This is a genomic window from Streptomyces finlayi, assembly GCF_014216315.1.
Taxonomy (GTDB): domain Bacteria; phylum Actinomycetota; class Actinomycetes; order Streptomycetales; family Streptomycetaceae; genus Streptomyces; species Streptomyces finlayi_A.
The window spans coordinates 1,653,555-1,668,632 of record NZ_CP045702.1 but is presented as its reverse complement, the minus strand read 5'-3'; the positions used below and the strand labels follow the sequence as shown (position 1 = coordinate 1,668,632).

The window sequence follows — 15,078 nt, the reverse complement described above, 5'->3', positions numbered from 1 at the left end:
GGGGGAAGGGCGGGGTCAGGCGGAACCGGTGACGAGGTACTGCGGGCCGCTACCGGCGCGGGCCCGTTCGACGGCCTCCAGGCGGGCGAACGCCTCCTTACCCATCAGCCGTCGCCACTCGTCGAGGCGGTGGATCGCCCACAGGTCGTGCTCCGCCGGGTCGAGGCGAATCTGCCGCAGCTGTTCAGCGGTGAGCGAGCCGCCGTCGAAGACAAAGCCGATCTTGCCCATCGGCCAGCGAGGCCCGGGGTGGAGGTAGTGCGTCAGCAGCAGGCGCGGCGGGTCCTGGCCGAGGTAGAGCCCGATTTCCTCGGCCGTCTCGCGGCGCGCGGTCTCCAGAGGATCCTCGCCGGCGTCCGTGTTCCCCCCGGGGAACTGCCAGGATCGACCGCCGTATACCGAACGCAGCTGGACGGGCCGATCCTGGTCGTCGCGTACGTAGAAGCAGCCGTACACCGTGTGGTGCGGAACGGTTCGGACGTACGCCTCGGCGGACATGGGCATGGGTTGCCCTGCGAGTGCCGGCCGATGGTCGAACTCGATCGCGAGCGGTCCCAGCGACTCCCTCTCCGGCGGGTAGATGCGGCGCAGGTTGACGAGCTGCTCCGCGCGCGCGGCATCAGGGTCGATGCGGGTGACGTCCTCGGCGGAGAGCAGCTCGGCGAACGAGGCGTACGGCGTGATCCGGGAGGCCCTCACGTCGAGTTCGCGCCCCGACTCTTCGCCGTGGAACACGAGCACGTCGCCGACCGCGACGCCTGTCATCCGGGGCGTGCGCACCCGGACTTCGATGGTCTTGCGGCCCGATTCCACCTGGGCGTAGTAACGCTCGTACAGGCCCATCCGGTGCTGCGGCTCGACCGGGCCGGATACTGGATCACTCATGGGCGCTCACCTTTTCCGGTTGTAGGGCCGGGGTGTCGGGGGCGTCGGAGCGCCACGTCCACACGAGCCGGCTGTGGGTCTTGTCCAGCACGTGACCTGTGGGCAGCTCTGCGTCCGGGGTTCCGGCGGGATGCACTTGCAACTCCGGGTACCCGTGAGCTCGTTCATGGGCGTCCCAGCGGCGTACGGCGGCGGCGAGCTGTTCGGCAAGAGCGGGCCCGGATGGTCCGAAGCCGTGGGCCATGAACTCCGAGCGGCGCTGCTCGGGTGTGGGGCCGTCCTGGACGAGGATGTGGGTCAGGTAGGCGAGGGAGCCGTCGGCTGTGATCGCGGCGGCGTCTGAGCCCTTGGGCAGTGCGGTGATGCCGCTGTCCCTTTCACGGTTGCGGGCGAGGCGGCAGAAGCCGGGCAGCGTGGTGGCGAGGAAGAGCTGCAGAGTCTCGAACGACTCGTTGCTGGCCACGCTCACGCCCGTGGCCACCTCGTGACGCGGACCCGCGAGGGCATTGTCTAGATCGGCGGTCTGGGCGGGGGCGCCGTCCGGGAACCGCAATTGCAGTTCGCCGTCGGCGAGGTCGATGGTGGGGACGGTGCAGGCAGCGGGCCCGCGGTCGCGGACGAAGCCGCAGAATTGGAAGTCCGTGGCACGCAGCACCAGGCCGTGCTTGTGGAAGGCGATGGCTCGGGTGTAGCCGTGGACTTCCAACGGGAGCACGAGATAGCGGCCGTCGGCGAGCTGTTCGCGCCAAGCGGGAGCGATGTCCCAGCAGTTGTAAGTGATCACTGAGGCGTCGAACCCGCCGCGGGGCATGTGCTCGGCGGCCCCGTCGCTGGCAGAGCCGAGCACTGCGGTGACGCGACCGCTGCCGGCCTCGGCGGTCAGCCGTCGCGTGCGGCGCACGACATACGGGGCAAGGTCGACAGTGATCACGCGACCGGCCGGGCCGACGACGTGTGCGATCAGTTCGGCGTTGTAGCCGCCCGATCCGCCCTCAAAAACCGTCATCCCCGCGGTCAGGCGCAGGTGCTCGGTCATGTCGGCCTGGAGCCAGGCCGCAGACACGGAACTGGTCGCCAGCGCAAAGTCGTTGCGCTCGGTGACCACGGCCAGGTCGCTGTGGTACGCCGTCCGCAGAGGGCTCTCGGGGGTGTAGCGGTGGCGCGGCACCGCGCGCAGTGCCTGCTGTACCGGCAGGGAGGGGGCCCAGCCGCCGGCAATGACTCGGTCAGCCATGGCCTCGCGCCGCTCGACCGCCTCTGGCAGCTCCCCGGGCACCGGCGGGTAGGTGCTGTCGACTGGATACATGTGCGCGGAGGGCACGTACGGAAGGACCCCCGGCCAGACGAGGTCCAGAGCCCGAGCGGAAGTTGCGGATAGTCGGTCCAGACGGTGCAGGGCATGCAGCGGGTGCCAGTCCACGTGCTCGACCTCGTCCGGCTTCAGCGGCTGGACCTGCCCGGTGTGAGCCGAGATGCGGACCACGACGCTCGTCCGCGGGAAGCCGTCCGGGGCATCAAGGTGCAGTCCGAGGACGTGCGCGTCGGTCGGCACGGCCGTCACGCCGGTCTGCTCGGCCAGGGCGCGCACGGCCGTGTGCTCGAATCCTTCTCCTGGCTCGGCCGACGCGCCGGGCAGCTCCCACCCCTGTTGCGAGCGGTCCAGAAGGACGCGGCCCTGGGCGTCGGTGGCTACGGCGTGCACTTCGGTCACCGAACTCAGCGGCGGGGAGGGTGTGTTCGTGATCTGTGCGGCGGGCTTCTTCAGCCCGCGCAGGACCAGGACGGCCATGCCGTTCGCGTCGAAGCGTTGTGCCTGGCCCCACATGCTCACCAGATGGGCGACCTCGTCCTCGTCGAGGGCGATGCCTCGTCGCTCGGCGGGGGTGGTCGCGGCGAGCGGTGTGATGACGACGAGGGCACCGTTCGTGCGCAGTCGGCGGCCCAGAGTACGGGTCAGGCGCGTGCGGTCGCGCAGGAACGCGAACACCATCCGCAGGACGATCAGGTCATAGCCGTCCGCCTGCAATTTCGAGAGGTTGGCACGCTCGATGTCCAGGTGCTGCCAGCGGACGGATCTGTGGGCGGGATCGTCGAGGTGCGCGTCGGTACTGGGGAAGGCACAGTTGGCCCAGTCCACGGCATCGACGGCGTAGCCCATGGAGGCCAGGTGCAGGGCGAGTTCGCCGGTGTCGGGTAGGCCCCGGCCGTTACCGGCCGAGGCCCCCCTCAGAACCGTGCGTGCCACTCGTCGCGGCACACGGCTCAAGCAAGTCCTAAAGGCTTGCGGTAGGCGAAACCGCAGGCTGCGCTGCATTCGATTGCTCCCATCGTTTCGCGCAATGTGCATGGAAGAGTTGAGGTCGGAAGACGCGATCGTTTCCTCTGCCGCTTTCCTTGTGGATGACGATGACCTTGCGGACAACCGCTCTACGGATTGCGGTGAACCATGTTTCCCAGTGATCGGGATGCTGTGGTTGTGTGTCGGCGTACAGGAGCAGTTCGCCGCAGAAGGGGCAACATCCGCGCTGGAGTTTCACCTGGATGGAGAATCCATCGCTGAGCGGAGGCCGGTACTTGCGCCAATGGCCATGAGTTAGATCGGGTCGGGTGTCAGTGTGTGGAGCACGATGGTGCGGGTGACGCGCCGGGTTCCGGGGTCGGTTGAGCTGCGGGTTTGGTAGCTGAGATGGGGGCGTTTCGTGGTGCGGGGCGTGGTGCGGGTGGGGCGGTCTCGGATGTGCATGCCGGGGAGGTCGGCTATGAGGAAGTGCAGGGCCTTCGCGAGCTGGTCAGGGGGAAAAAGCCGTCCTGAGGGAGCTTTTGACGGCGTCCAGGACGGGCGGGAAGCTGATGCGGGCGGGGTCGATGCCCGCGATCACGGCGGCCCTGGCGATCAGGGTGCGCAGGGCCTGGTAGACGCAGAGTAGCGCCCACAGTTCTTGTCGTACTCCCTCGGGTTTGCCCGAGCGCAGGATGCCGCCACTTTGCCGCAGGTCGACCTTGAGCAGTTTGAAGAGCACTTCCACCGACCAGCGTTCGGCGTAGTTGCGGGCCAGCTCCAAAGCGGGCGCGTGCTCAGGGTCCAGCAGGGTGGTGATGAGGCAGAAGACCTCGCTGATTCCGCCGTCGTCGGCGACGGAGTACTCGATGACTCGTACCGTGACCCGCTGCGACTTCCGCTCGCCGCGCAGTTCGGACAGGTACGTGCCGTCGGCCAGCCGTTTCTTGACGGGCAGGGTGAAGGAAGCCGAGACGCGCCACAGCAGTTGTGCGCCCGTCGCGGCGGCAGCCCGGTACAGGCCGAACGAGGGGAAGCCGCGGTCGGCCAGCAGCAGCATGCCGGGCGCCAACCGGTCCAACAGGCGGGTGAACAGGGTGCGTTCACCGACCGCGATGGAGTCGAAGGCCGCCCCGGTCAGGGCCAGCGTGCCGCACTCGGCCAGCGCCACCAGGCGGACCTGCGGCCGGCTTCCACCGGCCGGAACCGCGAACGCCGCCTCGTTCCGCTTCCCCGAGGGCACATCGAAGACCGTGCCGTCCACCGCCATCAACCGCAGCCCCCGCCAGAACGCCTCCGGGGTGCGCTCATCGGCCACCGGGGCTGCGACCTCGTCGAACAGGTTCCGCAACGGCGCCTCACCCAACCGGTAACGGGCCAGCGAGATCGCCCCGTCACTGGGCACCCGGTATTCGCCCCAGCCGCCCCGCGACCACCGCAGCCCCTCCAGCAGGCCCCGCAGGGTGCGCACGTACCCCTTGCCCGGCTCCAACCACAACGCCAGCGACAAATACATCATCAACTTCGCCGGCAACGACCGCGTTCGCTCCTCACGCGCCCCCGCCTCATCGATCGCCGCCCGCACGGCCTCCTCCGGGAACACCGCCGCCAGCAACCCGATCGACACGTCATCCGTCAGCCGCCCCGCGGCCACACCCTCAATCCGCTCCACCCCAAGATCATCGCACCCCGGGCAGCTAACTCAGGACCATTGGTACTTGCGCCGCCGCTGTGCCCAATAATCGGCAAGTCTCGGGTCGTCCGGGGAGGCGTCCCGTTGTACCAGAGTGTGCCGGACGATCGGAGTCCAGACAGTCTTGACTACGTAGCGGCCTGTGTATCGGTCGCCGAATAGCCATCGGGCCCGTCTGGTGGGGTGGAACGCGCCGAAGTAGCGCTTCATGACCCACTTCTTTGACTTCTTCGGGTGCGAGCGCAGCGCCCAGCGATAGAGAAGCCACCAAAGGTGGTCGTCAACATCGTTGAAGATCTGCTTCGACACCCCGGTCCGGTAATACGCGGCCCAGCCACGGAGGATTGGATTGAGAGTCTGCACCACCGTGTATGCGTCCGTGCCGCGCAGCGTACGGACCTCGGTCCGCAGCCGATCCCGGAACCTCTTCACTGCCGCCTGGCTCGGTCTGGTCAGTAGCTTGCCCCCTTTGTAGCGGCGGATGTTGAACCCGAGAAAGTCAAATCCCTCTTCGAGGCAGACGATTTTCGTCTTGTCCTCGTTGAAGGCGAGCCCTCTCGGCATCAGCCAGGTAGCAAGCCTGCCCTTGACCTCTTGTGCCTGTTCCACCGAGTGGCAGAGCGCGACGAAGTCGTCGGCATACCTGATCAGCACCGGATCAGAGCGAACCGTCTTCCCGGCGTCCACGCCGTGATCGCGGTATCTGACACCAGCGGCCTCTTCTATTCCATGGAGAGCGATATTGAGCAGCAATGGGCTGACCACGCCGCCCTGTGGAGTTCCCTCCGCAGTGGGCGCGAATCGACCCTTCTCCATCACGCCGGCCTTCAGCCAAGCACTGATCATGCTCCGAGCCGGGAAGGTTCCCAGGGCTTCGAGTAGGCGTTCATGGTTGATGCGGTCGAACGCCGCTGCCAGATCCGCATCGAGCACCCAGCGACGATGGGCCCTTCGGCCCTTCGCTACTTGGTAGATTGCCTCGATCGCATCATGGCAGCCGCGCCCCGGCCGAAATCCATAGGATCTCGGTTCGAAGCGCGCCTCCCACTCGGGTTCCAGCGCGTTGAGAACCATCGCCTGGAGGGCGCGGTCTCGGATAACTGGAATCCCCAATGGACGTTGCCGCCCGTTCGCCTTCGGAATGTACACACGCTTGACCGGCATAGGCGTCCAGGAGTTCACGTTCTCTTGCACCCACTTGACCAGGGCGGCCTTCGTAGGTGCCAGGAGCGCGGTCTTCCCGTCGATCCCCGCGGTCGTGCGTCCTGCGTTGTTCTCCGCCACTCTCCGAACCGCAATGCGCGCGTTGGATCGTGAACGGAGCATCAGCTTCTGCAAGTTGCGGACCTGTTTGAGGTCCCCTTTCCGCGAAGCCGTGAAGATCCGCTGACGTAGGCGCTTTACTTCCCGCTCGGCGGCAGGCCAGTCAATGGCATGCCAGTCAACCGGGTCGTCCTCCGGTCCGTTCGGCGCCCCCTTGGGAACGTCGTCCAACTTGTCCTTTGGTTCCAGCGTTTTCGTCATCGTCGCTCCACAGACTCACCAGGCCCGCGTGGGCTCCCTTTCGGGTCAGGTAAATACCTGTATCCAGCCGGTTATTCAGGAGTGCGGCGGAGGTGCCGCATGCCTCTTCTGATTTCCCGTTCCCTTTCGAGTGCTGGCATTCGCTTCTCGGGCCTTCCTGTTCCCGCTGGAGAATTGGGCCTCCCTTGCGGTTGGCTTACCCGCCGTGGCGGGACTCCATCGGGGTTTCCACGTTCCACACGTGTGAGATACGACCGGGTTGGGCGCCCTTACTACCCCGAGGCGGTGGTGCTCTTCCCAGCCGACTGCGGATCGTCGGCTGGCACCTGCCGTTTCCCAACGGCTAGCCCTAAAGGCCCTTGGAGAACTCATCTACGGACCTTCGAGTCGTAACGAGGCATCGTTAGGGTTCACTGGCGTTCGCCCGTCCGGTCTTCCCCTTGCCTGTAGCGGCTGGATGAGACAGCCACCCTTGGGCTTCTACCCCGGGCTTCGCACCCCGCAATTACTCGCGACGCACGCCGAGGAGGGGACGGGTTGTTTGAGCACTAACCCGGGATCACGATTCCGGCATAGGCCGACCTCCATAATCGAATCCACTCAACACGTGCGACCTCGTGTCGCACCCCGCATCCCACGTCGAGTGCTTGGCCGCCGTCGGGCACGGGCACGTGCTGGGCGAGCAATGATCGTTCGTCGTCGTCGAGGGGCCGGTACCGGCGCCCTTCGGCGTAGCCGCGATTCCATTCATCTTGTGTGGTGAACAACGGCGCATCCTTACGGCGAGGGCAGGGTGGAAAACACGGATAGAGATCAGGCGAGGTTCTCGGGACGGGCGGCCAGTTCCCACGGGCGCAGGGCGAGGATGCGGCGACGGAGAGCCTCGACGAGCTTGCGGCGGTGGCTCATGCCCATCCCGTCTCCGAGTAGAGGTGACCGGCGCGGATGGCTTCGATGACGCCCCGGGTGTAGGGGACGAGTGCTTCCGGGAGTGCGGTCGGGTCCCAGAATTTCCACTCAGTGCACTTATCCGGCTCGCATAGTTGCGGCTCGCCCCTCCAGGTCCGCGCGCGGAAGAAGAATCCCAGGCGGGGCTGGTCCCCGACCCTGTCGACGAGGTGGACGACGTGGACGAGTTCGACGTCCTGCGGCTCGATCAGTAGGCCGGCCTCTTCGCGGGCCTCCCTGACCAGGCACGTGATAGCGCTCTCCTGCTCACAGTGGCCTGCCAGGGTGTGCCAGGTGGAGGGTGCGAACGCGGAATCGGGGTGGCGAAGCCCGAGCAGCACGGTTCCGTCGGCGCGCTCCAGATAGAGGTGGACGCCGATCACGTTGGGGACGGTGCCGCGGGGAGAGGCCGGTCGACGTTCGGCTTCCGAAGCGCGGGCGACGTGTGAGGTGAGAGTGGACACGATGGCTGGGAAGGTGGCGGCGTGGCGTCGTACGAGGTCGCTGGTGGAGGGTGTGATGCGCAGACGGTGGAGGTCATCGGGAGCGAACCAGGCGAGCATTACCCCTTCCGTTAGGCGGAGTTCGCGAGCGTCGCCGTTCCAGTTGCCGGCGTAGATGGCGATGGGCAGGGTCGCGCCGGTGTCGTCGACCGCTTCCTCGGTGCCGAACGGGGTCAGGTCGGGGATGTGTAGTCCGGCTTCTTCGTCGAGTTCGCGTCGCACGGTGTGTTCCAGGGTGGTGTCCTGGGGTTCTCGGCCGCCGCCGAGGAGCGACCACATGCCTGGCTCCCAGATCTGGCCGGGGAAGTAGTCGCGCAGGTGGAGCAGGTACTCACCGCGGTCGTTGTAGATCAGGGCGGAGGCGTTGGCGGTCCCCGGTTCGACGGCGGGCGTGAGCTTGAGCAGCTTTTCGCGCAGGGAGGGGGAGGCCACCTTGTCCAGGGACCGCCACTCGATGCCGCCGACTTCTTCTTCCTGCAGGACGACCGACACCTGGTCGGCTGAGCGCAGGCGGAAAAGGAAGCGGACGTCGAAATGCTGGTGTCCTGGCTCGCTTTTGCCCGGGCGGGCGTCGACATCGTGGATGTCGACGTCGAACGGCACGTCCTCGTAGCCGGGCCACGGCGCCACCGCTTGGGGTGGGATCCCGGTCTCCTCGTGCAACTCCCGCAGGGCCGCCTCTGCGAGGGACTCATCGACGGGTTCGGCGTGTCCGCCTGGAGCGAGTACCTTCCCGCTCGCCAGGTGCAGCACGTGCAGGACGCGGCCGAGGGGGTCGACGACGATGGCGCCGCAGGTGACGTGTCCGGAGAAGGTGGAGCGGCTGGCGACATCGGCGGGCCGGTCGAGAGCTTCCAGGAGGCCGCCGAGCTGCGGTCGCTCGTGAGGGTGACGAGCGAGATAGGTCTCGACGGTGGTGCGGATGTGGTGGTGCGACAGCGGCATGGGTGTACCTCAGAGGGGCGCGATGCGGAACGAGTCAAGGCGGGGGCGTTCGCTTCAGCCCAGCTGCATCCCCTCGACCGGGACTTCCTCGATGGCGGTGGGGCCAGCGGTGGGCAGGCCCCACCGCTCCCTGGCCGTTTCAATGGCGAGTTGGGCTTGCCGAGCTCCTGGGGGGCCCCACCCGAGCAGGGCGGCTGCCTGGGCGGGGGTGGCGAGCAGGCGTGCGAAGGGGCGGCCGGTGGCGGGGTCGACAGCTGCCGGTCCGATGTCGGTGACACGGGCGGCTAGGCGAACCCTGGCATTGGGCCCCACCCCGCCGTACACCTCGCCCGTCTCATCGAGCACCCAGCCCAGACGCACCGGGTCGGTCAGAGTGAGCTGGGCCTCCTCGTCGGCTTCCCGGTGAAGGGTGTCCTCGGGCGTCGTGTCGGTCTGCTCCACGGTGCCGCCGGGCAGCATGGGCAGGGCGCCCCGGGGGCTGGGGTCGGCAACGAGGACGACTCTGCCGTCGGGAACGAAGCACCAGGCCCAGGCTTGCTGCACGGGTAGCCGCTCGGGCACGGGGCCAGGGTTGAGGGGGCTGTCCCACATGGGTCGATAGCGGACGTGGACGTCATGACGGTCCAGCGCGGGGACGTCGAGGATGTGCCGGCCGTCGGCGAGGTGGGCGGTGGCGGTGTTCCCGAGCCGAGCCCGGTAGGCGGCGAGCATGATCTGCCCGTCCACGGGGCGCAGCCGCTGCACCGCGTCCCGGGTTTCGAGGAAGGCGTACTCGGACAGCTCCTCGCGAGGCAGGCGAATCGCATTCGCCTGGTCGGGGGTGAGCGTTCCGCCGTCGAAGACGTATCGGATCTCTCCTGGGAAGGGCGTGCCGGGCCTGATGTCTGGGTGGCGCGGCGAGAGGGAGTGCATGGCGAGGACGCCCGACAGGGCCAGGTCCGCCAGGCCCAGTTCCTCGGTGATCTCGCGCCGGCAGGCGACGTGCGGGTGTTCGCCGGATTCGACGACTCCGCCGGGCAGCAGCCACCGGCCGTGGTCGCGGTAGGTCGGGTGGACCAGTAGGACGCGGCCGATCTCGTCGGTGATGATCGCGGCGGCGCCGAGCCACACCGCGTGCCGGGATGCGGCGTACTGCGCTGCTGACAGAACGGACTGCGAGGCCACTCGTGCTGACGGAGGGAGGGAGGAGGACATGCTCTGCCTTTCGGTCGAGCGGGTCATGCCTTGTCCAGGACGCTGGGCGAAGCAGGCTTCGGGACATTCGGGGTCGGGGCATACTGGGCGGCCTGCGTGTCGAACATGGCGGCGTACCGCCCGCCTGCGGCCATGAGGTCGTCGTGGGTGCCGTGCTCGACGAGGCGGCCTTGGTTGAGGACGTAGATGCGGTCGGCGTGGCGGACGCCGGACATGCGGTGGGTGACCAGGACGACGGCCCTGTGCGGGGCGGCGAGGCGCCGGATGCGGTCGAAGGCAGCGATCTCGGCTTCGGGGTCGAGGGCGGAAGTCGGCTCGTCGACAATCAGGACGCTGTCCGATTGCGATGTTGAGCTACGCCAGTGGGTGCGGGCCAGACCCACTTTCTGCCACTCCCCGCCCGAGAGTTCGATGGCTCCGCGGAACATGCGGCCGAGCATGCTGTCCAGCCCATTGGGGAGTTTGGCGGTGACGGGCCCGGCTCCGGCGTAGTCGACGGACTGCTGCAGGTCGTGCGCCGAGGCGTCGTGGTCAGGGCGACCGATGCGGATGTTCATCGCGGCCGTGACGGGCCAGCGCTGGAAGTCCTGGGTGAGCAGGGAGACGCGGTGGAAGACCTGAGCCCGTTCCAGCCCCGAGATGTCGGCCTCGCCCCACTTCACCGTGCCGTCGTGAGGCAGCAGCAGACCGGAAAGGATCTTCATCAAGGTGCTTTTGCCGGAGCCGTTCTCGCCCACGACGGCGGTGACCGAACCCATGGGGAAGGTGAGCGTGACGTCGTCCAAAGCCGGTGCGTCGCGGTCGGGATACCGGTAGGTGACGTGTTCCAGGGAGACCTGCTTGACCTGGTCAGGGACGGGACTGCCGGTCTCGGGGATAGCGCGTTGGGCAGCTTCGGCCAGGAACTGACCGTGGTCCCGCACGTAGAGGGACTCCTCGTGCAGCTGGTTGATGTTCATCACCAGTGCGCCCAGGCTCGCCGACCCGGTCCGTACCGCGATCACGGCGGTGCCGGCGACGGCGAGGCTCATGTGACCGGCCATGACCAGCCAGATCATCGTTCCGTAGGTGGCGGCCATCGCCAGCCCGGACAGCGCGGAGGCGACCCATTCGGTGACGGCCTTACTGGAGGCCAGACGCTCCTGCTCCGACTCTGCGCTGGCGGCCATGCGCCGGTACCGGTCGAGGAGGAAGGGACCGACGGCGTGGATGCGTACTTCTTGTGAGGCGGTGCGTTCGGTGAGGAGGTTGCCGATAAGGCGGCTGGCCCGCACGTGCTCGATCCAGCTCATCATTGATACGTAGCGCTCCTGTGCCACCCGCATGGCGCCCCACCCGCGGGGCGCGGCGATGACCAGGAGCATGGGCAGCAGCGCCGGATGCAGAACGGTGAGCACACCGGCCGTGGCGATCAGCGAGATGCTGCTGTTCATCGCGGAGACACAGGCGCCGATCATGCGGCGCGCGGAGGCGGGCCCGTACTGGGCGATGTCGATCAGACGCCGGAAGTCCGGGTCGTCGATGGCTTCGAGTTCGACGGCGGTGGCCGCGGCCAGGTACTGCGTGGTGGCGATCCGCTCGACCTTCGGCTCCAGGCGGCCGGCCCGAGAGGTCGACCACCCGGCCAGAGCGGAGTTCACGACGGCGACGCCTGCGGCGGCGAGTAGGCCCGGCAACAGGGCGTGCAGCCGCTCGACAGCGTCTCCGCCCCCTAACAGCGCGTGCATGACCGCGTTGATGGCAAGCAGACCGACCGCGGCGGCAATGCCCTGACCGAGTTCGCTGATCGCCACCGCCACGAGCGCACGGCGATCCGCGCTCCAGGCCATCCGCAGGGCAGCGCCGACGAGTCTGGGCATCTGGCGCAACGCGGAGCGCATGGTCAAGTCCAGGCCCGCATGCTCGTGTTGGGACCAGCCCATGTCGTAGCGCAACGGCCCGCCGAAGAGCTCGCGTTCTGCCTCGGAGACCTGGGGCTCCGCCATGCGGACCTTGCCGAAGAATCGCTTCACTCGGTACCTCCCTGCGTCGGCCAGTTCAGAGCCCGGTAGGACGGGCCGTGGGTGAGCATGTGGAAGATGGCGGTGGTGTACGGATGGCAGCCCGGCGGGGGCTTCTCCATCGACACCCAGAACAACCCCTCGTGCTTGTGCGGCTCGGCGTTGTGCGGCTCGCCCGCCCACGACTGGGCGACGAAGACGGCGGTGATCCGGTCTGGGCCGTCGCCGGGTACGTGGTGGTGAACGAGGCCGCAGAACTCCTGCTGCTCGGCGCTGATGCGGACCCCCGTTTCTTCCTCCGCCTCGCGCCGCGCGGCGTGGTCGAGCGGTTCGCCGGCCTCCAGATGGCCACCCACGACGGTGAGTTGCCCTGGTGCGAGGGCCGCGTCCGGTCTGCGACGTACGCACAGGGCGGCGCCGTTTGCACGGAGCAGGACCTGTGCCACGTCGGCGATCAGCAGGTGAGGCCCGTTGCTCACAGACGGCCCTCCTGCATCAGGCGCTCGACGGTTCGCCGGCCGCGCGCAGTCACGAGCGGGTCGCCGTGCCGGGGACCGTAGGCGAGAGCGCTGGCGGCGTCAGCTGCTGCGAACCCTGCTAGCGCGAATTCCTCTGCCTCGGACAGAGGTCGGCCGTACCCCTCGAACAGGGCGGTCCGCAGCTCGGGACGATCAGGCCACAGCGAGGTGGCGAGTTTGACGAAGTCGGCGACACAGGGGCCCGGTTCGCTGCGCTCGAAGTCGATCAATGCGCAGCGCTGGCCGTTCCAGAGCAGATTGCGCTCCCAGAAGTCCCCGTGCCGCCACCCGGCCGGTAACGGCCCGCAGCCGGGCAGCGCGCTCACCAGGTGCCGCAGCAGGTCGGCTTCCGTGGCGGACAGGTGGTCGCCGGCCTCGGCGAGGTGCTTGTCCAGGCCGGCCACCGTGCTCTCGACGACTGCGCTGGCTTCCGGCTGGAGCAGGGTGCCGGTCATCGCGTCGTGGAAGCGGCGCAGGAGCTGGCCGGCTTGCCGGTGGGCCGTGCGGCGGCGCGCGGGTGACTCCTCTTCCTTCAACGGCTCGCCGTCCACGGCGGTCAGGATCAGGGCGAGCAGCTCCCCAGAACTGTCATGCAGCACCGGGGCGTTGCCGTGACCGAGGTGAGGGACGGCTACCCGGTAGGCACGGGTCTCCCGCGTGTACAGGATCGGCTTGGGCGCCACCTTCACGTAGTGGTCGCCGGCGGGTCCGGTCACCCTCCACACGTGGGAGTTGTCGCGAGCGTGCGAGGAGTCCCGCACAGCGTCCTGGGGGCCCAGCACGCTCTCCACCCAGGCGTGGAAGGGGGAGGGAAGGCGAGTGGAGGCCGTCATGCCAGGTAGCTCGTATCCGGTCGTGATCCGTCGGCCAGCAGGACGGTGCGGTCGGAGGCGAGGTGAAGGCGGGCACCCGAGGAGGGAGCGGTGTTTTCGAACGCAGGATGAACGAGCGCAGGGCGGTGTGCGGGATGCATGGGGGCTCCTCGGGGCGAGATGCGGACAGGTGATCGGGTAACGGCGGTTCTGCTGTCGCCGTAACGGGTGGAGGAGGGCGAAATCTAGAACCTGATTTCGAATACCGGGCCGCCTCCTTGTGGGGTCGGGCAAGGGGGGCTGTGATGCTGTGTTCGATCACTCATGTGGGTTGCGGTAACCCTTCCGGGGGATTGCCTGGTACCGCTTTGTCGGCCCGCGGCAGTCGCCTCAGTTCTGTTGCGCCGAGGATGACCGGCGGTCAGCGGCTCCCCTTTGCACCCCCGGGCGACGACTGTGAGGTTTTGCTCTTACCTGGGCACCAGACAAGACCCGGGTAAGGAGGCGGATGCCCCTGAAAGGCGTAGGTGGCATTCAGCTCCTCCAGTGTCATGAGCTGGTCGAAGGTGATGTAGGTGTACCTCGTGGGCACGCCGAGCGCGGAGAGCGTACGGATGGCGAGAGCGTTCTGGTCTCCGGTCGTCTCCTTGTTGAACCGGGCAAGGATCGAGTCCACCCCGGACTCGACGCCGAACAGCATGCGCCGCGGTCCCCGATTGACCAGGTCTCGCCACATCTGGGCGCGCTCGACGTGCCAGGCCGCGTCCGGGTCGGCCCTTACGACCTGGTCGATGCGGCAGCTCGACTCCCATTTGAAGCCCTGTGCGTGCAGGACGTTGGCCACTTTCAGCGCGCGGGCGACTGCGTCGCCGCCGCGGCCGATGAACTCCTCGTCGACGAGGTAGAGGGTCCGCGAGACCTCCGGGTAGCGGTCGAAGATCTGGCGCATCTCGGCGAGCAGCCACGGCAGTTCCGCAGCTCCGGCACCCGCCCATTTGCCCTTGTGGCCGCGCGGGCAGAAGGAACAGGTGTTGGTGCATCCCCGGCTGGTCTCGACCTGGGCGACGCCGTGGCGCTCGAAGGTGGCCGGCAGCAGATCGAGTTCCGGGAAGATGTCCTCGGTGGTGAGGCGGGCGACCGGCTTGGCGGTGTGGCGCCGGGTGACGCCGAGGATGTCGGGGGTCTCGGTAGTGACCCGTTTGACCAGGTTTTCCAGCTCGGTGCCTAACTGCATGTCGGTCAAGGACACGGTGCCCAGCAGTGTTGCCCTGGCGGCGCGGGCCACGTCGCTGATGCCCAGGGGGAATCGCGGCAGGGGGAAGTTCTCGGGGTGGTACAACGCGGCGAGAAGGACGTCTGGCCGCGACAGCCTCTCCACTGCGGTGACGTCGAGGCGTGCGAGCGAGAGCCAGGAGTCAGGGTCCTCGACTTCCAGGCGGTTGTGCGTCCAGTCCGGCCATCGCCGAGTGCCGTGGGGACTGCCGGAAAGATCAGAGGCGACCCATTGCCCGTCGGACCGCTCGATGAGGACCAGCCGCCGGTCGAGCGTACCCGTCACGCGAATGCTGCCGGCGTGGTCGTGGAGCTGCCGCTCCAGGCGGGACCGCAGTCGTCCAGGGTTGAGAAGGAGAAGGTCGTAGTCGCTCGCGTCTTCGTCGCTCAGAGGCGGGAGTTCGGGGCAGGCGAGACGGACTGTGTCGACCAGCCGCGAGGATGCTGCCGTCGAGACGCGATCGTCCATGGTCATTCACCCTTCGGTAGGGATGGAGGTGTGGCGG

Annotated in this window: 10 protein-coding genes; all 10 read right to left on the bottom strand. The window is 67.8% G+C overall.

Annotated elements, in window-relative coordinates; translation table 11 throughout:
- Window positions 1-15: 15 nt before the first annotated feature.
- The 10 genes from F0344_RS07450 to F0344_RS07405 all read right to left on the bottom strand — a co-directional run bounded on the left by F0344_RS07450 (window position 16) and on the right by F0344_RS07405 (window position 15,041).
- Window positions 16-885, bottom strand: a complete 870-nt coding sequence (locus F0344_RS07450) for an NUDIX domain-containing protein (RefSeq protein WP_258049743.1) — start codon at window positions 883-885, stop codon at window positions 16-18.
- Window positions 878-3,130, bottom strand: a complete 2,253-nt coding sequence (gene fxlM, locus F0344_RS07445) for a methyltransferase, FxLD system (RefSeq protein ID WP_258049742.1) — start codon at window positions 3,128-3,130, stop codon at window positions 878-880. The genes F0344_RS07450 and fxlM overlap by 8 nt, the downstream gene beginning before the upstream one ends.
- Before the next feature lie 544 nt (window positions 3,131-3,674).
- The gene (locus F0344_RS07440) at window positions 3,675-4,835 is read right to left on the bottom strand and encodes an IS4 family transposase (RefSeq protein ID WP_185297178.1); all 1,161 of its coding nucleotides are present in this window, start codon (window positions 4,833-4,835) and stop codon (window positions 3,675-3,677) included.
- A gap of 30 nt (window positions 4,836-4,865) precedes the next feature.
- The gene (gene ltrA, locus F0344_RS07435) at window positions 4,866-6,380 is read right to left on the bottom strand and encodes a group II intron reverse transcriptase/maturase (protein WP_185298023.1); all 1,515 of its coding nucleotides are present in this window, start codon (window positions 6,378-6,380) and stop codon (window positions 4,866-4,868) included.
- 905 nt (window positions 6,381-7,285) lie between these two features.
- Window positions 7,286-8,776 (bottom strand): NUDIX hydrolase, encoded by a 1,491-nt coding sequence (locus F0344_RS07430; RefSeq protein ID WP_185298022.1) that lies wholly within the window; start codon window positions 8,774-8,776, stop codon window positions 7,286-7,288.
- A 54-nt stretch (window positions 8,777-8,830) separates the two neighbouring features.
- Window positions 8,831-9,940 (bottom strand): NUDIX hydrolase, encoded by a 1,110-nt coding sequence (locus F0344_RS36500; protein ID WP_308460893.1) that lies wholly within the window; start codon window positions 9,938-9,940, stop codon window positions 8,831-8,833.
- 53 nt (window positions 9,941-9,993) lie between these two features.
- A complete protein-coding gene (locus F0344_RS07420) occupies window positions 9,994-11,982 on the bottom strand; it encodes an ABC transporter ATP-binding protein (RefSeq protein ID WP_185298020.1) in 1,989 nt (662 codons plus the stop codon).
- Window positions 11,979-12,449 carry an NUDIX domain-containing protein gene (locus tag F0344_RS07415; protein ID WP_185298019.1) on the bottom strand — a complete coding sequence of 157 codons (471 nt, stop codon included), beginning with the start codon at window positions 12,447-12,449 and terminating at the stop codon, window positions 11,979-11,981. Before F0344_RS07415 ends, F0344_RS07420 begins: the two co-directional genes overlap by 4 nt.
- Window positions 12,446-13,321, bottom strand: a complete 876-nt coding sequence (locus tag F0344_RS07410; RefSeq protein ID WP_185298018.1) for an aminoglycoside phosphotransferase family protein — start codon at window positions 13,319-13,321, stop codon at window positions 12,446-12,448. The genes F0344_RS07415 and F0344_RS07410 overlap by 4 nt, the downstream gene beginning before the upstream one ends.
- A 400-nt stretch (window positions 13,322-13,721) precedes the next feature.
- Complete coding sequence (locus tag F0344_RS07405; RefSeq protein WP_219732118.1) at window positions 13,722-15,041, bottom strand: hypothetical protein; 1,320 nt, start codon at window positions 15,039-15,041, stop codon at window positions 13,722-13,724.
- Between the last annotated feature and the right edge of the window lie 37 nt (window positions 15,042-15,078).